The following is a 19,748-nucleotide window of genomic DNA, read 5'->3' as shown; positions in this document are numbered from 1 at the left end:
TTACAGCCACAATAAGCTGCCATCACCATAACTCAAAAATCTAAAATTGTTGTTCAGTGCAAATTGATAAACCTTTTTCCATTCGCTGCCAATAATTGCGGCAATGAGCAATAGTAAAGTTGATTGTGGTTGGTGAAAGTTGGTAATGAGGCCCTTTATAATTTTAAATGTATATCCCGGTACAATAATAATACTGGTTTTGGTTATCAGCCGCTCAGTTCCCTTTGCATCCATCCAGTATAAAATAGCTTGCAATGCTTCGCTTGCGGTAATGGAATTGTTGTTCAATTGGTAAGGTGCCCATTGTTCCACATGCAAATCATTTAACTCATTGTAATTTCGGTGTATTTGAAACCATTCATGAATTTTAACTCCAATCCAATACAACGACTCTAATGTGCGCAAAGAGGTAGTACCTACTGCTACAATGGGTGCATTTATTTGTTGTAAAAGATGAACAATTGTATTTTTTTGAACATCAATAAATTCAGCATGCATTTCATGTTGGGCAATGTTATTTGCTTTAACGGGTTTAAAGGTACCCGCACCAACATGCAGCGTAATGTAAACTTCCTTTATGCCTTTTTGTTGCAATTCGTTCATTAAACGGGTAGTGAAATGCAAGCCCGCAGTGGGTGCTGCTACTGAACCATCTTTTTGTGCATAAACGGTTTGATAGCGAACGGCATCTTCCTTTTCTGTTTCTCTATTTAAATAAGGTGGCAAAGGTATAATACCTGCATAGTGCAAAATTTCTGCGAAACTTAACGAATCATTATTCCATATAAATTCAATAACATAAACACCTGTTTCGTTACTTTGTTCTTTTTTACAGGCTTGCAGCAATACATTACCGTTGGGCGTAGCAATATTTTTTTCTAAGTTTCCGCTTTTCCATTTTTTGGCACCGCCAATTAAACATTTCCAATTCACTTTTCCGGTAGTTTGCATGGCCACAATAATATCTTCATTTTCATCAAAAGGTTCCAAGCAAAAAATTTCTATTTGGCCTCCAGTTGGCTTTGAAAATTGTAAACGTGCTTCAACTACTTTCGTATTATTAAATACCAAAGTGGCATTTTCGGGTAAAAACTCAGCTAAAAATTTATACTGACTGGTTTCAATTTTCCCATTTTTATAAACTAAAAGTTTGCTGGCATCTCGCTCCGGTAAAGGATATTTGGCAATTGCCTTTTCAGGTAGTTCATATTGGTAATCTTTTATTTCTATATAAGGGATGGGTTTCATGCACTTTGGTTTTTTGGTATGAGGTTACGCCGCATTATACAATCAAAAGTTTTTCTTTCCATATTGGCCTTTTTCATTGAACCTGCGAGTTGTTGTTTGAATTTTAGGCAGTTTTCTTCCTTATTCACATGTTAATTCACAAATTTTGATTGCTTATCCACACTAATTAACATTTTATTAATGGGTTTTGTTTCGTTTTTCGCAGCAAATATAGGCTGAATAAGGCTTTTCGTTCATTTTCATCTGTGGATAAATTGAAAAGCCCAAAATTTGCATTTAAAGTGGGAAAAAGTGTTATTTTGTGTAAATAAATGGTAATTTTAAACCACAAACAATAACATGAACGGATTTCACGGCGAATATGAGGCTACAGTTGATGCGAAAGGTCGCTTCCTGTTGCCCGGTGGCTTAAAAAAGCAGTTGCCGGAGGGAGAATCTCGTTTTATTGTAAGTCGTGGTTTTGAAAAATGCCTTACCCTGTACACCATGAAAAGTTGGGAAACCATCATTGCAAAAATTAATCGGTTAAATGATTTTGACCCAAAAGTAAGGCAATTCCGCCGCCAGTTTTTAGGTGGTGCTACCGAAGTTGAATTGGATACTGCAGGACGCTTGTTGTTGCCTGCTTCTTTAAAAGAATATGCATCGTTACAAAAAGATATTGTATTAGCTGCCGCCATAGATAGGTTTGAGATTTGGGATGCTGTTAAATATAAACAGCTCTTTGAAGATTTTTCACCTGAAGATTTCAGCAATTTGGCTAAAGATGTTATGGGTGGGTTAGAGGATAGCAGGCAATAAATTGGTATTTATTTTAAATAATATATAATGAACGCTGCTTACCATATACCCGTAATGCTTAATGAAGCCATTGATATGTTAAACATACAACCTAATGGTATTTATGTTGATTGCACTTTTGGTGGTGGGGGGCATTCAGCCGCTATTCTGCAAAAGTTAAATAATGAAGGGCGTTTGTTTGTTTTTGACCAGGATGCGGATGCTTTTAAAAATTTTAAGGCTGATGAAAGGGTTGTATTCATTCCTGAAAACTTTCGTCATTTAGCTCGTTTTTTAAAGCTTTATGGTATTAATCAGGTAAACGGTGTGCTGGCAGATTTGGGTGTAAGTAGTTATCAGTTCAATGAGCCATCACGTGGATTTTCAATTCGATTTGATGGTCCATTGGATATGAGGATGGATAATAGAAATGAATTAACGGCTGAAAAGATTATTGAAACATATTCAGAGCAAAAATTGCATCAGTTATTTGAAAAGTATGGTGAGGTTACCAATTCCAGAACACTGGCAAAGCATATAATTCAGTTTCGTCAGCACACCCACGTTAGTACAATAGCACAATTTAAATCTGCTATTGCCAACATGGTTAAGGGTAATCCTAATAAATATTTTGCTCAAGTTTTTCAGGCGTTGCGTATAGCTGTGAATGATGAATTAGGGGCATTAACTGATTTGCTGAAGCAATTACCCGATGTGCTAGTGTCAGGGGGAAGAGCAGTGATAATTACATTTCATTCGCTGGAAGATAGGTTGGTGAAAAACAGTTTTAAAGGTGTTATGGATGAAGAAGAAAATAATCCTTTTGGAAATAGTTCTTTTCAACCCAAATTTAAATTAATTACCAAAAAGCCCATAGTGCCCGGTGAAGCAGAAATGAAATTGAATACACGTAGCAGAAGCGCCAAATTGCGCGTTGCTGAAAAAATTTAAAATGAAGATAGAATGGTGTCTGGTCAATCTAAAAATAAAAAAAACAAAAAGTTGAATAAACTTTTTAAGTCGGAATGGATAACCAATAACCTGGTATTTATTCTGTTTGTAAGCTTTTTAATTGTGTTATACATAGCTAACGGACATATAGCTGACAAAACCATTCGTGACATAAGTAAAACAAAAAATGAAATAACTGATTTACAGTATCAGTACAAAACTTTAAAAAGTGAGGTTATGTACAAAACCGAGGAATCGGAAATTTTAAAACAAGTACAACCAATGGGTTTACAAATAAATAAAGAACTGCCTGTTAAAATTTATATCAACAAAAAATAAAGAATACAAGTGAATGTAAAAAACGACATATTATGGAGAGTTTACCTAATCTACATTTTAGTAGTAGTGGCAGGTGTCTTCATTTTTGGCAAAGCTGTTTACATTCAACAAGTGCAAGGGAAGTACTGGAAAAGCTTAAGTGACAGTTTACATGAACGTTATGTAGAAACAGATGCAGAAAGAGGTACCATTTACAGTGAAGATGGTGAAATGTTAAGTACAAGTATTCCTCAGTTTGATATTTATGTTGATTTTGGTGCAGAAGGATTAAGGGAAAAAAATGGTAAAAGGTTTAGAGAAAACATTGATTCTTTAAGCATTGCTTTGGCTAATTTGTTTAAAGATGCATCTGCTGCAGAATACAAGCGCATTTTGATAAAAGGCTATAAAGAAAAATTCAGGTATTATTTGCTGAAAAAAAATATTTCATACGAGCAATATACAGCCATGAAAAGTTTTCCGCTTGTTCGGTTAGGTAAAAATAAAAGTGGTTTTATTGCCGATGATAAAAGTATTCGGTTAAATCCATATAAAATGTTGGCTTTTAGAACCATTGGTTTAGATAGAGATTCATTTAAGGTGGGCTTGGAATTAAGCTACGACAGCATTTTAAAAGGTAAATCAGGAACAAGGTTGGTTCGTTTTATTGCCGGTGGCGTGGGTGTTCCTGTTGATGGCGCATATGAGTCGGAAGCAGTTAATGGGAAAGATATTATTACCAATATAGATGTTCTAATCCAAGAAATTACCGAGAATGCATTATTGAAAATGTTGGTTCAAAATGATGCTGAGCATGGTTGCGCTATTGTAATGGAAACAAGTACAGGCAAAATAAAAGCAATGGCTAATCTGGGAAAAGGGCAAGATGGTAATTATTATGAAAATTATAATTATGCCATAAATGCATCTGAGCCCGGTTCAACATTTAAGTTGGCCACCCTGATGGCTTTGTTGGAAGATAAAAAAATAACCCTCAATCAAACGGTGAACTTGCATGGTGGAACTCTCAAAATTGCAGACAGAACAGTTTTAGATGCCGAGCAACATGGGAATTATGAAGTTACTGCTAAGCAAGCTTTTGAATTAAGTTCGAATGTTGGTATGGCCGAAATGGCTTTAGAAGCTTATAGGAATAATCCATCCGCTTTCATTAAACAATTACACAATTTTCGATTAGACGAAAAAACCGGAATTGATTTAGTAGGTGAACGTAATTCAACCATTATTAAGCCCGGTAGTAAAAATTGGAGTGCTACCACTTTGCCATGGATGGCTTTTGGCTATAATGTTGAGGTTACACCATTGCAAACACTTACATTATACAATGCCATTGCCAATAATGGTAAAATGATGAAACCCTATTTGGTGAATGCAATAACTGAGGAAGGGAGAGTATTGAAAAAAATTGAACCGGAAGTTTTGATTAATAAGATTTGCAGCAACAGTACTTTAAAACAAGTAAAAGAAAGTTTAGAAGGGGTTTGCATTAATGGCACAGCTAAAAAATTATTTAAAAACTCACCCTATCCCGTTGCAGGAAAAACCGGAACTGCACTTGTGGCCGAGGGAAATAAGGGATATGCCAATAAAGTATATCAGTCTTCTTTTGCCGGTTATTTCCCGGCTAATCATCCACAATACACTTGTATAGTGGTAATAAAAAACAAACCATTTGCTAAAGTTTTTTATGGTGCAGATGTGGCAGGTGTTGTATTCAAAGAAATTGCCGACAGGTTATATACTTTATACGTAAAGCAAAATAATACGCAAATGTTTGCTTCTGCAATTGACAGTAGCTATTTTAATTATATAGGATATAAAAATGATGCATTAACCTTGGTACAATCATTGAAAATAAAAACAAAGGATTCAGCGAATATTGTTGATGACTGGGTTGGAATTGCAGGAACAAAAGCAGGTGCAAAGTTATATTCTAAAAGTGTGCAATTGAATAAAATGCCCGCCTTAACCGGTATGGGGTTAAAAGATGTAATGTATTTATGTGGCAATATGGGTTTAAAAGTAAATGTAAAAGGTGTAGGTAAAGTAATCAATCAATCAGTAATGCCGGGAGAATCCATTTCAAAAGGAATGGTTGTATCGGTAACATTAAATTAATTGCGATGAAATTATTGCAGGACATATTGTATAAAATAAAGTTACTCGAAGTACATGGATCCACTAATGTACCGGTTGCAGCTTTATGTATTGATTCTCGTAAAGTTGAAAAAAACTCTGCTTTTATTGCTATAAAAGGTACTGTAGTTGATGGTCATACATTTATTGCTGCTGCAATTAATAAAGGTGCTGCAATTATTGTTGCAGAAGAGTTGCCGGAAAATAAGGTGGAAGGTGTAACATATATTAAAGTTGCTAATTCTCATGAGGCAGCAGCTTATATGGCTCATTATTTTTATGATTGTCCTTCTGAAAAATTAAAATTAGTAGGTGTTACGGGTACTAATGGAAAAACAACGGTAGCCACATTGTTGTACAAATTATTTTCAGCTTTGGGATATTCATGCGGATTAATTAGTACCGTTGAAAATAAAATTCAACAAACTGTAATTCCTGCGTCATTAACAACACCGGATGCTATTAGCTTAAATGCATTATTGCATAAAATGGTAAATGAAAATTGTACACATGCCTTTATGGAGTGCAGTAGTATTGCCATTCATCAGCATAGAATAACAGGGTTGAATTTTACCGGTGCTTTGTTTACGAATATTACACTTGACCATTTAGACTATCACAAAACATTTGAAGCATATTTAAAAGCTAAAAAAAGTTTCTTCGATAATTTACCTGAAACTGCATTTGCAATTTCAAATAAAGATGATAAGCGTGGTGAGGTAATGTTGCAAAATACAAAAGCAAAAAAATATTATTATAGTTTAAAAACCTCTGCTGATTTTAAAGGTAAAATTTTAGACGATTCATTAACCGGTTTGCAAATGCAAATTAATAATACAGATGTGCATTTCAGACTCATTGGCGAATTCAATGCTTATAATTTGTTGGCAGTTTATGGCGCTGCAGTTTGTTTGCATGAAGAACCTACAAAAGTATTAACAACACTTAGTGGGTTAACAGGTGCTGAAGGCAGATTCGATTATATTATTAGCAATAAAAATGTGATTGGTATTGTAGATTATGCACATACACCTGATGCATTGGAAAATGTACTAACCACTTTAAAGAAATTAAAAAAAGATTACCAAAACATTATTACCGTAGTTGGTTGTGGTGGTGATAGGGATAAAACAAAACGTCCATTAATGGCGCAAGCAGCTTGCGATTACAGTAATAAAGCCATTTTTACAAGCGATAACCCCCGCACCGAAAATCCAATGGATATATTAGCCGATATGGAAAAAGGTTTAACTACGGCAGCAAAGAAAAAATACATTGTAATTCCCGATAGAAGAAATGCCATTGAGCAAGCCGTGAAATTGGCAAATGAAGGGGATATAATTCTAATAGCCGGAAAAGGACATGAAAAGTATCAGGAAATAAATGGCGTAAAACATCCATTTGATGATAAAGAAGTTTTGAATCATTTTTTTAACCTGTAGTAAACATTACAATAACCGATAATAATATAAATCATGTTATACGAATTATTTAGCTGGCTGAAACAACATTATAATATCATGGGATCCGGGTTATTTCAATACCTGACTTTCCGTGCAGCCATGGCTATATTATTATCGTTAATTATAACTACTGTTTATGGAAAAAAATTGATTCAGTTTTTAAAAAATAAACAATTAGGTGAAACTGTTCGCGATTTAGGATTGGCAGGTGAACAACAAAAGAAAGGTACACCAACAATGGGCGGTATTATTATTTTATTGGCCATTATTATCCCTACTTTATTATTTGCAGATTTAAATAAAGTATATATCCGACTCATGTTGTTGTGTACAGTTTGGTTAGGAATTATTGGCTTTTTAGATGACTACTTTAAAATAAAGGCAAGAAAATTGGCTACTCAACGCGGTGAACAATATAAAAAGAAAGATAGTGATGGATTAGCGGGAGTTAGCAAAATAATTGGTCAGGTTGGTTTAGGAATTATTATTGGTGCAACCTTATATTTCAATAGTAATGTAACTGTGGAAAGAGAAGTGATTACAAAAGAAGTAAACAAATCATTGCATCCCGGTGAAATTGTAGCTAAAGGTTCAAATGTAGTTACAAGAAATATTGAAGGTGAAAACAGAAAATTTGTTGAAGTAAAAACACCAATAACAACTATTCCATTTACCAAGAACCATGAATTTAATTATAGCAAATTAATCAGTTGGATAGGTGAAGGTGCTGATCGATATACTTGGATAATCTATATACTAATTGTAACATTTATTATTGCAGCAGTATCAAATGGTGCCAATATTACCGATGGCTTAGATGGCTTAGCTGCAGGTGTAAGTGCTATAATTGGAGCTGGAATCGGCATATTCGTATATGTTAGTGGCAATTTAAAATTTGCTGAATATTTAAATATTATGTACATCCCTAACTTGGGTGAGTTGTCCATTTTTGTTGGTGCTTTTGTTGGAGCATGTATTGGTTTTTTATGGTATAATGCATATCCTGCACAAGTATTTATGGGAGATACCGGTAGTCTTGCTTTAGGTGGCATTATTGCTTCATTGGCTATTATTGTACGTAAAGAACTTTTAATTCCTATTTTTTGCGGAGTGTTTTTAATTGAAGAATTAAGTGTAATTATTCAAGTTAGTTATTTTAAATACACCAAAAAGAAATATGGCGAGGGACGAAGAGTTTTTTTAATGAGTCCATTGCACCACCACTTTCAAAAAAAGGGTTTTCATGAAAGCAAAATTGCAGTTCGGTTTTGGATAATTACCATTTTTTGTGTATTGCTTTCAATTGTAACCTTAAAAATTCGATAGTGATAGTATGATGAATATATTAAGTCATATCAACTTTAGTTCACCAAATAACCTGCCTCTTATAATAATAGGTGCCGGTGAAAGTGGCGTGGGTGCAGCTATTTTGGCAAAACAAAAAGGATTTAATGTATTTGTTAGTGATGCTAATGCTATTGCCGAAAAATATAAACATGAGTTGTACAAGTACGAAATTGCTTTTGAAGAAAAACAGCATTCAGAAGATAAAATTTTACAATCTGCTCTTGTTGTAAAAAGCCCCGGTATAGCTAATAACACTATTATTATTCAAAAAATTAAACAGAAAGGGATACCCGTTATTAGTGAAGTTGAATTTGCTTTTCAATATTGCGGCGAAAGTAAAATTATTGCCATAACCGGTAGTAATGGAAAAAGTACAACAACTGCATTAACCTATCATATTTTAAATGAAGGTGGTTTTGATGTGGCTTTGGTAGGCAATATCGGTATTTCTTTTGCAAAACAAGTAGCATTAGATCCTAAGCAATGGTATGTTGCCGAAATAAGTTCTTTTCAATTAGACGACATTGTAAACTTTAAACCATACATAGCAGTATTGCTAAATATTACTGAGGATCATTTAGACAGATATGAATACAATTTTCAAAACTACATCAACAGTAAGTTTAGAATTATTGAAAATCAGACTAATGAAGATTATTTCATTTACTGTGATGATGATCCGGTAATTCAACAACAATTAAAAAATATTTCAATCACACATACTAACCCACTACCATTCTCTATGAAACACGAAATTAAAAACGGAGCTTACCTTAAAGGAGACCAAATGATGTTACGCATTCAAGAAGAACGCGTAAGTATGAGTATTTACGATTTCGCTTTAAAAGGAAAGCATAACACTTACAACACTATGGCTGCATGCATTGCCGCAACAACAGTTGGCATTAGAAAAGAAAAAATCCGCGAAGCGGTGAACGATTTTCAAAGTTTGGCACATAGAATGGAATATGTTGCTACTGTTCGTGGTGTTGATTTTATTAACGACAGTAAAGCTACCAACGTTAATAGTACCTGGTTTGCTTTAGAAAGTATGACCAAGCCTACCATTTTAATTTTAGGTGGCGTTGATAAAGGAAACGACTACAGCTTGATTACTGACTTAGTAAAGGAAAAGGTGAAAGCAATAGTTTGTATGGGCACCGATAATAAAAAAATCATTGCTGCTTTTAAAAACGTTGTTCCGGTAATTGTTGAAACTGCCAGTGCTACTGATGCTGTAGCTCAATCCTTTAAGTTAGCTGCAAAAGGCGATGTGGTTTTATTGAGTCCTGCTTGTGCAAGCTTCGATTTGTTTAAAAATTTTGAAGATAGAGGTAACCAATTTAAACTGGCTGTTAAAGATCTATAAAAATGAGTCAACTTAATAACGATACACTATTTGCGCAACTCTCTTCTATTGAAGAAGTAAAGGGGAATCTTTTGAAAAAAACAAAAGGTGACAAGTTTATTTGGGGTATTGTTATTTTGTTGGCTTTGATATCGGTATTGGTAGTTTACAGTGCTACCGGATCGCTGGCATACAAAATGAACAAGGGTAACAATGAAGTTTATTTGTTTAAGCAGTTGGCATTTATGGTAATGGGTATGCTGCTTATCTATTTCTTACATAAAATAAACTATACCATTTTTTCTAGAATAGCAACTTTTCTATTTTATATTTCAATACCCTTGTTAGCATATACTTTATTTTTTGGAACACGTATTAATGATGGTAGTCGTTGGATTCGTTTACCCATTATTAATATGTCCTTTCAAACCAGCGATTTTGCTAAGCTTGCGCTTTTCATGTACTTGTCAAAAATGTTAAGCAAAAAGCAACAAGTTATTAAAAATTTCAAAGAAGGATTTTTACCTATTATAATTCCCGTTGCATTAGTGTGTGTGCTAATTGCACCAGCCAATCTTTCTAATGCTTTACTAACATTTGCTACTTCATTACTGCTTATGTTTATTGGTAGGGTAAGTATTAAGCATTTATTATTGGTTATTGCTATTGCAGCAATTCCATTATTGGTTATTGTATTAGTGGCAGTTTCAACATACAAACCCGTGAAGTCTGAAGTGGCAGAAAAAACGAACAGCATTGAAAAATTAAATCATGTTGGCCGATTTACTACTTGGGTAAAGCGGGTGCAGGATTTTATTTATAGTAACAGCACCGATGTGCCTTACCAAGTACAACAAGCTAAAATAGCGATTGCCAACGGTGGTATATTGGTGGGGCTTGGGCCCGGAAATAGTCGCCAGCGCAATTATTTACCGCAAGCTTATAACGATTTTATATACGCCATTATAATTGAGGAGTATGGGCTTTTAGGTGGCGGGTTTATTATTTTTATTTATTTGCTTTTCTTGTACAGATGTATTAGCATTTTCCGACGTTGTCCTTATGCATTTGGAGCATTTTTAGCTTTAGCACTAAGCTTTACATTGGCAATACAAGCATTAGCCAATATGGCTGTAAACGTAAATATTGTTCCTGTAACCGGTGTTACACTTCCATTAATTAGCATGGGTGGTAGTTCCTTCTTATTCACTTGTGCATCTATTGGTATTATTTTAAGTGTAGCACGCAATGTGGAACAATTAGAAGGAAAAGATATTGGAGAAGTTACAAATAATAAATCTGAAACTTTAACAGCAGCAGTAGCGAATGCATAATTCTTATACACACAAACAGTAATGCAAAATAAAGTGAACATATTAATAGCTGGTGGTGGTACAGGTGGCCACATTTTTCCTGCTTTAGCCATTGCTAAAGCATTGGAAAAGAAAGCTGCTGTTTCTTTGCTGTTTGTTGGTGCAAAGGGCAAAATGGAAATGGAAAAAATTCCTAAGGCAGGTTATAAAATAATTGGAATTGACATTGCAGGATATAATAGAAGCAATATTTTCAAAAATATTTCATTACCATTTAAGTTAATCAAAAGTTTTTGGCAGGTAAATAAAATATTGCAACAATTTAAACCCAATGCTGTCATTGGAGTTGGCGGTTATTCAACTTTCCCGGTTTTACGTTCTGCTCAACGCAAAAATATCCCCACATTTATTCATGAAAGCAATTCTTTGGCTGGCAAATCGAATAAGCTATTGGCCAAAAAAGCCAATTTTGTTTTTGTAGCTTTTGATGGAATGGAAAAGTATTTTCCTGCCAACAAAATTATATTTTCAGGTAATCCTGTTCGTGAAGAAATTATCTATAATAACATTAACAAGAAAGAAGCAATACAATACTTTCAGTTAAATGAAAATAAAAAAACTATTTTGATTTTAGGCGGCAGTTTAGGTGCAAAAAGTATTAATTCAGCTATAGCTAAAAACTTGCATTTGATTAATGAAGCCGATGCGCAAATAATTTGGCAAACGGGTACGGCTTTGTATAGTGAATATCAAAATTTGGTTAAAGAATACAGTTTTGTTTGTATAAAGCCATTTATAGAAAATATGGCAATGGCATATGCAGCAGCAGATATCGTAGTGTCTCGTGCAGGAGCCATGTCGGTTGCAGAATTATGTGTAGCTAAAAAGCCGGTTGTATTTGTGCCTTATCCATATGCGGCAGAAGATCATCAAACAATTAATGCACAATATCTAGTAAATAAAGATGCTGCATTAATGGTGAAAGATGCCAACGCTGCAGAACAGTTGGTCCCTACTATTATTTCATTATTAACCAATGAAATAATGCAAGAAAAGTTTACACAAAATATTGCCGGTTTGGCGCAATTACATGCAGCAGAAACCATTGCTGAAAAAATTTTAGATACTATTCAATGATTGATATTAAAACCATAACGAACATTTATTTTATAGGCATTGGCGGCATTGGCATGAGTGCTTTGGCTCGTTATTTTCATGCAAAGGGGGCAACCGTTAGTGGTTATGATAAAACAAAAACGGCATTAACCGAACAGTTGAATAAAGAAGGTATTAGTGTGCATTATGAAGAAGATGTAACATCAATTCCTCTTAATCCGGATGTTGTTGTTTATACACCGGCAATTCCAACAAATAATAAAGAGTTTATTTATTGTAAAGAAAATAATTTTTTATTGGTAAAGCGAAGTGATGTTTTACAATGGATTACCGCTAACAGTTTTAATATTTGCGTTAGCGGCACACACGGTAAAACTACTACCAGTACTATGATAGCGCATATATTAAGGCATTCCGGGTTTGGATGTAGTGCGTTTTTGGGAGGAATTGCTGCCAATTACGGTACGAATTTCTGGAGCAGTGATAATAATGTTGTGGTGGTTGAAGCAGATGAATATGATAGAAGTTTTTTGAAATTACATCCTAATTTGGCCATTGTTACAGCAGTTGACGCTGACCATTTAGATATTTATGGTACAGCTGCAGCAGTTGAGGAAGCATTTGTTGCGTTTACGCATCAAGTTAAAAATGAAGGTAGTTTATTGTATCATGCTTCTATACATTGTGGCAACCAATTGAATAAAGGAGTAGAAAATTTTACTTATAGTTTAAACAATACACAAGCCGATGTGTATGCAACAAATATCAGTGTACAGCAAGGTGCTCTTCATTTTTCTGCACAAACCCCCAAGGGATTAATTGCTGATCTTCAATTACACATGGGGGGGATGCATAATATTGAAAATGCTTTAGCAGCCATATGGGTAGCCAAACAGTTGGGTATTGACAATTATAAAATTCAAGCAGCTATTGCATCTTTCAAAGGAGTGAAGCGGAGGTTTGAAATGATTGTAAATACAGATAAACATAGTCTAATTGACGACTATGCCCATCACCCTGCAGAACTAAATGCTTTAATTGAAGGTGTACGTACATTGTTTCCCAATAGAAAATTTGTATTGGTGTTTCAGCCGCACTTGTTTACCAGAACCAGAGATTTTGGAAATGATTTTGCTGCGGTTTTACAAAAAGCCGATCAGGTTATACTGTTGCCAATATATCCGGCTCGTGAATTACCAATTCCAGGTATAGACAGTGCTTGGTTAGCCTCTAAAATGCCAGCTGAAAAAACTTTGCTCTTGAACAAAGAAGCATTATTGCAATGGGTAAATGTAAATCAGCCGGAATTGATTGTGACTGCCGGAGCTGGTGATATTGACCAATTAGTAGAACCTTTAAAAAATATATTAACACATTAATGACATTAAAAAATTACATACAGCCCAAAAAGTTATTCCAAAAAAACGGTATAGTATTGCTGTTTTGGATTGCTTTGGGTATTGGTGTAATTGTACTTTTTTCCGCAGCCATGCAGCGACAAAATAAACAACTTTGCTCGGGTATTAGTGTGGAATTGGATAAAGATTATCAGGAAGCATTTATAGATGAAAGTGATATTGCAGATATATTAAAGAAAGGTGGTAACATTGATCATCAGCCTCTTTCGGCTATTCATTTAAAATATTACGAGTCTTTGGTTAAAAAGAATGCGTGGGTGAAAGATGCTGCATTGTATTTTGATAATCAAAATGTTTTGCATGTAAAAGTTAAAGAAAGAATACCGATTGCTTTAGTAGTTACTACTAACGGTAATACATTTTATATTGATAGTTCAGCTATGCAATTACCGGTTAGTGATAAGTTTGCGGCACATGTACCTGTTTTTACAGCTTATCCGGGCAATATGGCTGCAAAAATTTCAAAACCTGATAGCTTATTGTTGCGTAATATGGTTCAGATGGCTGCGTACATTAATGCCAATAAGTTTTGGAATGCGCAAGTGGCGCAAATTAATATTGAACCCAATGCAGAATTTCAAATTGTTCCGGCTATTGGTAACCATATTATAAACTTCGGTACTGCGGATAGTTTGGGAAAGAAGTTTAATAATCTGTTGGCATTTTATCAGCAAATATTTCCACACGTTTCCATGAGTGCTTATAAAGTAATTGATGTACGGTTTAATAATCAGGTTGTAGGAGTTAAAGATAATTCTGCACAGCTTTTGTCGGATTCTGCAAAAGCAATGAATAATAATGAGGTATCATGGGTAAGTGATTCCGGCTATGTTAAACAAATAAATAAGCCTTTAGGTGTACAAAATTTGAAGGAAGGCACTTCTAATAAAACTGATGTTGTGAGCGAAAAAAAACAAATAAGTGATAAACAAAATAAAACATCTAAACCAACGTTATCAGTTAATCAGAAATTAGGAACAAAAAACACTTTACACAAAAAAAACAATCATGTTCCAAAAGCTGTAATGAAAAAACAATAAAATTTTAAAACGTACCTTATACAAAACTAGTTAGTATGATGCAGCAAAATCAACCAAATATCAAAGAGTCGGCGACGCCAAATACGGGTGTTATAGAGAATCAGGAGTCGCCAATTATTGTTGGTCTTGATATAGGTACCACCAAGGTTGCCGTTATTGCAGGAAGAAAAAATGAACAAGGAAAGTTAGAGATTTTAGGTTTTGGAAAAGCCAATAGCAATGGTGTGCAACATGGCGATGTGTTGAATATTGACTTAACCATCAAGTCAATACAACAAGCATTGCATAACTGCTTAAAAAGTAATCCTCAATTATTAATAGAAGAAGTATATGTAGGAATTGCCGGTAAACATATCAAAAGCCTACAAACTCGTGGTGATATTGTTCGTCAAGATGCTGAAACCGAAATTCAGAAAAGAGAAATTGATCAACTGATTGCAGATCAAAGAAGAACATTTATTCCGGCCAGTGATGAAATTATTGACGTAATTCCGCAGGATTTTAAAGTAGATAATATTCAAAACATTAAAGACCCGGTAGGTTATAATGGGGTGAAAGTGGGTGCTAATTTCCACTTAATTACCGGCGATAAAAATGCCATTCGGAATATTAATCGTGCAGTATTGAAAAGTGGTTTGCATACCAAAGATTTGGTATTACAACCCTTAGCCAGTGCTGCTGCAGTAATGAGTGATATAGATTTAGAAGCAGGGGTAGCAATTTTGGATATTGGCGGCGGTACCAGCGATTTAGCTATATTTTATGAAGGGATTTTAAAGCATACAGCGGTAATACCATTTGGCGGTGAAAATATTACCCACGATATACGGATGGGCCTTGGTGTTTTAAAACAACAAGCTGAAGCGCTTAAAGTACAATTTGGTTGCGCTATTGCCGATGAAGCAAAGGCCAATACGTACATAACTATTCCCGGATTGAAAGGGTTGCCTGCAAAAGAAATTAGTATGCGTAATCTTGCCCAAATTATTCAGGCAAGAATGACTGAAATTTTAGAATTCATTAGTTATCATATTAAACAAATTGGTTTAGATGAAAAAGCCCTTAATGGTGGCATTATACTAACCGGTGGCGGCTCGCAATTAAAAGATTTAAGACTATTAACAGAATATGTTACACGTTTAAATGCTCGGATTGGATATCCAAATGAGCATTTAGCGCCTAATCAAATTGCTGAATTAAGACAGCCTATGTATGCTACCTGTTTGGGATTAATTTTAAAAGGTTACAATGATTATGAATCTAAATCAAAAGAGTTCTCTAAACAAACAAATATTGTACAAGTACCGGAAGGATTGATTAGCGGGATAAAAACTGAAGTTTCTAAAGAAAATACTGCAATACGACAACAACCCGGCACAATAAAAGAAGGTACAAGATTCTGGGATAAATTTAAAAATAGTATTATTGAACTGTTCAAGGAAGAAGATGACCCAATAATTAAATAAATTCAAAACTGTTTATTCTACTAACTAACCATTAAACCGTACATTATGATTCACTTCGATTTACCTAAACAAAAATCTTCCATCATCAAAGTGCTTGGTGTTGGAGGCGGTGGAAGCAATGCCGTTAATTTTATGTATGAACAAAACATTGAAGGTGTTGATTTCATTATTTGTAATACTGATGCTAAAGCATTAGAGCAAAGCAAGGTGCCTAATAAAATTCAATTAGGCCCCCATCTTACACAAGGTCTGGGTGCAGGTGCCAATCCTGAAGTTGGGAAAAAAGCTACAGAAGAATCTTTACAAGAAATAAAAAGTATTTTAGAAGTTAATACCAAAATGGCTTTCATTACCTCGGGTATGGGCGGTGGAACCGGTACAGGCGGTGCACCAATTGTTGCACAAACATGTAAAGACTTGGGTATTTTAACTGTTGGTATTGTTACAACACCATTTGGTTTTGAAGGCCCTCGGCGTATGGCACAGGCTGAAGAAGGCATTAAACAATTGAAACCTTATGTAGATACATTACTGGTAATTAGCAATGATAAGTTACGCATGCAATATGGTAACTTAAAAATGAAAGAAGCTTTTAGTAAGGCCGATAATGTTTTAGCTACTGCTGCTAAATGTATTACCGATATTATTAATAGTCGCGGACATATTATAGTTGACTTTGCCGATGTATGTACAGTTATGAAAAATGGTGGTGTTGCCATTTTAGGAAAAGCAGAAGTTGAAGGAGAAAATAGGGCTGAACGTGCTATTGAAGAAGCATTGAACTCACCATTATTAAATGATAATGATATTAGAGGTGCTAAGTGGATTTTAATTAATATTAATAGTGCCGAAGGTGATCATGAGGTTACGATGGATGAAATTGAAATTATTAATAACTATTTGCGTATGCAAGCAGGCGAAAATACTGATGTAATTGTCGGTATGGGTTATGATAACTCGCTTGATAAGAAAATTGGTATTACTATGATTGCAACCGGATTTGAACATAAAAATCCCTTTGCGAAACCTGCAGCGCCACATAAGGTAGAGACAAAGCCTGAAAAAATTGTAGTTACTTTAAATGCACATGAAAATTATTCAAACGGTACTACTCCAACTAACAATACTGTTAACACTGCTGATACATCAGTTTCATCAGGTCAGGATATTTATGCACCCCACATTAAAGAAGAAACTCAGCAGGAAGAAATTGTCTCTGTGTCTAATCATGACGAGTTGTTGGAAGCACGTGAAACCGAAATATTGCAATTTGAATTAAGTACAGAAATTACAGACGTAGTATCACCAAAAGAAGAGGTAAAAAAAGAAAGTGATTTTCAAACTGCTATTCAGGAAAATATTGCAGGGATGAAGCTAACGGAAAAACCTGAAGAATGTGCAAAACCTCTTAACTTTTCTATACTATCTAAACCGGTAAATATTTATGCTGAACCGGATGCTTCAAAAACTTTAAATGCCAATTCAACCAATGAGGTAAATGAAACTCCTGCACAAAGTAATGTTAAACCTCCTGTAATAGATGCATCAAAAACAGTTTCAGAAAATAACCCCCGCCATTTTACTGAACGTACACAAGCTGAACAGCCTTCATTATTTCAATATAATAATGATGTAGACGAAAGTGAAGAACAACGTCGCCGTGCAGCAGAAAGAATTCATAGATTAAGAAATTTATCATTCAATATGAATTCTAATGATCCAAACAATGAGTTTGATACAGTGCCTGCTTATGTACGTAAAAAAATGGAATTGTTTGGCAATAACCAATTGGCATCAGTTGAAAATTTTTATAGCAAACTTACTGTAGAAAAAGACGATAATAACAAAACACAAATTTCAAGCTTAAATAGTTTTTTGGACGGTAAAAAGCCCGATTAACTATTTGGTTTAGTTGGTAGAATACATAAAACCCTTCGCTTTAGGTAACGAAGGGTTTATTTTTTACAACAAACTATTATCTTTTATTGTTGATTTGTTTATTGAAATCATTTAGCAAAAATGAAAACAGTTTTAATTACAGGCGGCACAGGTATGGTAGGTACTTACCTTATAAAAAAATTATTGGAAAATGGTTATAGTGTTATTGTATTGAGTAGAAACCCACCAAAACAGCCGTTGTTGAATAATTTACAATATGCAGCATGGAATGTTGATAATGGAGAAATTGACACAGAAGCTTTAGCAAAAGCTGATGTAATAATACATTTAGCAGGTGCCGGAGTGGCTGATAAACGTTGGTCTGGCAAAAGAAAAAAAATAATTCAACAAAGTAGGATAGAGAGTAGTAAACTTTTGGTTAGTGCCTTAAGAAATTTGCCCAATCATAAAGTGCAAACTTGTATCAGTGCTTCTGCAATTGGTTGGTATGGACCAGATACACCCGAAAGTAAATTGAATGGTTTTGTTGAAACAGATATGCCGTATAATGATTTTTTAGGGAAGACTTGCCAACTTTGGGAAGAGAGTATTAGCCCTTTAATTGATTTAAATATTCGCTTGGTAAAATATAGAATTGGAATTGTATTAAGTAACACAGGGGGTGCCTTAACTGCGTTTAAACAACCCTTAAGAATGGGTATTGCTGCTATTTTGGGTAATGGTTCTCAAAAGGTAAGTTGGATTCATATAGAAGATTTGTGCAGAATGTTTTTATTCGCTATTGAGAATAATCATTTAAATGGCGTATATAATGCTGTTGCAAATGTTCCAGTAACAAATAAAGAACTTACTTTAACATTGGCTAAAGTACAACGCGGTAAACGCTACATTCCTGTTTATGTTCCTTCTATACTTTTAAAAGTGGCAATGGGTGAAATGAGTATTGAAGTACTGAAAAGTACCACCGTTAATAATCAAAAAATTCGTGATGCAGGGTTTACATTTTTGTATCCAACCATTGAGCCGGCATTAAGTCATTTAAAAAATTCCGAATAATTATATATCAGCTTTTTTGAATAAACGATAGCAAATCCACCAAATGATAGCTGTAAAAATTAAGGTATAAATTACATGCCATTGAATAGCGGCCAAACTATCCAAATAAGCTTTGTTTGCGGCTTCATCAATTTTACCCAAAAAATTAGGGCGTGGGATTAATCGGTTAGAAATTTCAAAGGGTAAATAGGCATTTAGAGGAATACTTTTATAGGCAAAGTACACTTTAATAAGGTTTTCTACAATTAGCATATAAAAAAAGAAAACGGCTAAGGCAATAAATGCTTTTTTTATTAGGTAGCCTATAAAAAAAGCAATACTTAGCTGAGCAAAAGTCATTAAAAAAAATAATGGTATAAAGTACAATTCCTCGCTCCATCTTTGTGCATTAACCGCATCAGAATAATAGATACCTAAAATAGCTGCGACAAGTGTATATACAATTGTAACAATGAATGCTATAATTACTACATCTAAAAGTTTAGCAGTAATAAATTGATTACGCGTCCAACCATCAATTATATTTTGCCGGTGTGTTTTGTAATGATATTCATTGGTAATCAGCATTATAATTAGAATTGCAGGAACCAGTAAAAACCAGGAAGAAAAATAAGCAATAGAATGCCATGCATCGGGAAAGGCAAATGGATTACCTAATAGAAACTTTGCCGCATTGCCGGCCATATCTTTTCTTGAGGTAATGTTTTGATAAATATTTTGAAATAGCAAATTAATGGCAGGGTAGGTAAAAAGTACAATACCAAGCATCCACCAAAATGCGGCATAGTGCTTTATTTTTAACCATTCAATTCGTAATAATTGTTTCAT

The 19,748-nt window shown here is 34.4% G+C and carries 16 protein-coding genes; 14 read left to right on the top strand and 2 right to left on the bottom strand.

What is annotated here, in order from left to right:
- Positions 1–1,248 (bottom strand): S-adenosylmethionine:tRNA ribosyltransferase-isomerase, encoded by a 1,248-nt coding sequence (locus tag LX80_RS06430; protein WP_111294417.1) that lies wholly within the window; start codon positions 1,246–1,248, stop codon positions 1–3.
- Between the two features lie 339 nt (positions 1,249–1,587).
- Here LX80_RS06430 and mraZ point away from each other — a divergent pair, with 339 nt between their 5' ends.
- The 14 genes from mraZ (at position 1,588) to LX80_RS06360 (ending at position 18,920) form a co-directional block, all read left to right on the top strand.
- Positions 1,588–2,049, top strand: a complete 462-nt coding sequence (mraZ, locus tag LX80_RS06425) for a division/cell wall cluster transcriptional repressor MraZ (protein ID WP_111294415.1) — start codon at positions 1,588–1,590, stop codon at positions 2,047–2,049.
- Between the two features lie 27 nt (positions 2,050–2,076).
- Positions 2,077–2,979, top strand: a complete 903-nt coding sequence (gene rsmH, locus LX80_RS06420) for a 16S rRNA (cytosine(1402)-N(4))-methyltransferase RsmH (protein ID WP_111294413.1) — start codon at positions 2,077–2,079, stop codon at positions 2,977–2,979.
- 12 nt (positions 2,980–2,991) lie between these two features.
- Positions 2,992–3,318: an FtsL-like putative cell division protein gene (locus LX80_RS06415; protein WP_111294411.1), complete on the top strand. Its 327-nt coding sequence runs from the start codon at positions 2,992–2,994 to the stop codon at positions 3,316–3,318.
- 9 nt (positions 3,319–3,327) lie between these two features.
- The gene (locus tag LX80_RS06410; protein ID WP_111294409.1) at positions 3,328–5,436 is read left to right on the top strand and encodes a penicillin-binding protein; all 2,109 of its coding nucleotides are present in this window, start codon (positions 3,328–3,330) and stop codon (positions 5,434–5,436) included.
- A 5-nt stretch (positions 5,437–5,441) separates the two neighbouring features.
- Positions 5,442–6,896, top strand: a complete 1,455-nt coding sequence (locus LX80_RS06405) for a UDP-N-acetylmuramoyl-L-alanyl-D-glutamate--2,6-diaminopimelate ligase (protein WP_111294407.1) — start codon at positions 5,442–5,444, stop codon at positions 6,894–6,896.
- Positions 6,897–6,929: 33 nt separating this feature from the next.
- Entirely contained in the window at positions 6,930–8,243 is a 1,314-nt protein-coding gene (gene mraY, locus LX80_RS06400) for a phospho-N-acetylmuramoyl-pentapeptide-transferase (protein ID WP_111294405.1), read from the top strand.
- Between the two features lie 7 nt (positions 8,244–8,250).
- The gene (gene murD / locus LX80_RS06395; RefSeq protein ID WP_245898004.1) at positions 8,251–9,633 is read left to right on the top strand and encodes a UDP-N-acetylmuramoyl-L-alanine--D-glutamate ligase; all 1,383 of its coding nucleotides are present in this window, start codon (positions 8,251–8,253) and stop codon (positions 9,631–9,633) included.
- 2 nt (positions 9,634–9,635) lie between these two features.
- Positions 9,636–10,946: an FtsW/RodA/SpoVE family cell cycle protein gene (locus tag LX80_RS06390; protein WP_111294403.1), complete on the top strand. Its 1,311-nt coding sequence runs from the start codon at positions 9,636–9,638 to the stop codon at positions 10,944–10,946.
- A 21-nt stretch (positions 10,947–10,967) separates the two neighbouring features.
- Positions 10,968–12,062 (top strand): undecaprenyldiphospho-muramoylpentapeptide beta-N-acetylglucosaminyltransferase, encoded by a 1,095-nt coding sequence (gene murG, locus LX80_RS06385; RefSeq protein ID WP_111294401.1) that lies wholly within the window; start codon positions 10,968–10,970, stop codon positions 12,060–12,062.
- Positions 12,059–13,420 (top strand): UDP-N-acetylmuramate--L-alanine ligase, encoded by a 1,362-nt coding sequence (murC, locus tag LX80_RS06380; protein WP_111294399.1) that lies wholly within the window; start codon positions 12,059–12,061, stop codon positions 13,418–13,420. The genes murG and murC overlap by 4 nt, the downstream gene beginning before the upstream one ends.
- On the top strand, positions 13,420–14,499 hold the full coding sequence (locus LX80_RS06375; protein ID WP_111294397.1) for a cell division protein FtsQ/DivIB: 1,080 nt from the start codon (positions 13,420–13,422) through the stop codon (positions 14,497–14,499). Before murC ends, LX80_RS06375 begins: the two co-directional genes overlap by 1 nt.
- 35 nt (positions 14,500–14,534) lie before the next feature.
- On the top strand, positions 14,535–15,965 hold the full coding sequence (gene ftsA, locus LX80_RS06370; protein ID WP_245898003.1) for a cell division protein FtsA: 1,431 nt from the start codon (positions 14,535–14,537) through the stop codon (positions 15,963–15,965).
- Between the two features lie 45 nt (positions 15,966–16,010).
- Positions 16,011–17,864 (top strand): cell division protein FtsZ, encoded by a 1,854-nt coding sequence (gene ftsZ / locus LX80_RS06365; protein ID WP_111294395.1) that lies wholly within the window; start codon positions 16,011–16,013, stop codon positions 17,862–17,864.
- 120 nt (positions 17,865–17,984) lie between these two features.
- Positions 17,985–18,920: a TIGR01777 family oxidoreductase gene (locus LX80_RS06360; protein ID WP_111294393.1), complete on the top strand. Its 936-nt coding sequence runs from the start codon at positions 17,985–17,987 to the stop codon at positions 18,918–18,920.
- Here the strand turns inward: LX80_RS06360 and LX80_RS06355 are convergent, their stop codons facing one another.
- Positions 18,921–19,748 carry an ABC transporter permease subunit gene (locus tag LX80_RS06355; protein WP_111294391.1) on the bottom strand — a complete coding sequence of 276 codons (828 nt, stop codon included), beginning with the start codon at positions 19,746–19,748 and terminating at the stop codon, positions 18,921–18,923.

Source organism: Hydrotalea sandarakina, assembly GCF_003254115.1.
GTDB lineage: Bacteria > Bacteroidota > Bacteroidia > Chitinophagales > Chitinophagaceae > Hydrotalea > Hydrotalea sandarakina.
Note: the sequence above shows the minus strand (reverse complement) of the source record. Positions and strands in the feature narration are given on the sequence as shown.

Excerpts from the sequence above, each read along its gene's own strand:
- LX80_RS06430 (WP_111294417.1), bottom strand. The coding sequence starts at position 1,248 with ATGAAACCCATCCCTTATATAGAAATAAAAGATTACCAATATGAACTA.
- mraZ (WP_111294415.1), top strand. The coding sequence starts at position 1,588 with ATGAACGGATTTCACGGCGAATATGAGGCTACAGTTGATGCGAAAGGT.
- rsmH (WP_111294413.1), top strand. The coding sequence starts at position 2,077 with ATGAACGCTGCTTACCATATACCCGTAATGCTTAATGAAGCCATTGAT.
- LX80_RS06415 (WP_111294411.1), top strand. The coding sequence starts at position 2,992 with ATGGTGTCTGGTCAATCTAAAAATAAAAAAAACAAAAAGTTGAATAAA.
- LX80_RS06405 (WP_111294407.1), top strand. The coding sequence starts at position 5,442 with ATGAAATTATTGCAGGACATATTGTATAAAATAAAGTTACTCGAAGTA.
- mraY (WP_111294405.1), top strand. The coding sequence starts at position 6,930 with ATGTTATACGAATTATTTAGCTGGCTGAAACAACATTATAATATCATG.
- murD (WP_245898004.1), top strand. The coding sequence starts at position 8,251 with ATGATGAATATATTAAGTCATATCAACTTTAGTTCACCAAATAACCTG.
- LX80_RS06390 (WP_111294403.1), top strand. The coding sequence starts at position 9,636 with ATGAGTCAACTTAATAACGATACACTATTTGCGCAACTCTCTTCTATT.
- murG (WP_111294401.1), top strand. The coding sequence starts at position 10,968 with ATGCAAAATAAAGTGAACATATTAATAGCTGGTGGTGGTACAGGTGGC.
- murC (WP_111294399.1), top strand. The coding sequence starts at position 12,059 with ATGATTGATATTAAAACCATAACGAACATTTATTTTATAGGCATTGGC.
- LX80_RS06375 (WP_111294397.1), top strand. The coding sequence starts at position 13,420 with ATGACATTAAAAAATTACATACAGCCCAAAAAGTTATTCCAAAAAAAC.
- ftsA (WP_245898003.1), top strand. The coding sequence starts at position 14,535 with ATGATGCAGCAAAATCAACCAAATATCAAAGAGTCGGCGACGCCAAAT.
- ftsZ (WP_111294395.1), top strand. The coding sequence starts at position 16,011 with ATGATTCACTTCGATTTACCTAAACAAAAATCTTCCATCATCAAAGTG.
- LX80_RS06360 (WP_111294393.1), top strand. The coding sequence starts at position 17,985 with ATGAAAACAGTTTTAATTACAGGCGGCACAGGTATGGTAGGTACTTAC.
- LX80_RS06355 (WP_111294391.1), bottom strand. The coding sequence starts at position 19,748 with ATGAAACAATTATTACGAATTGAATGGTTAAAAATAAAGCACTATGCC.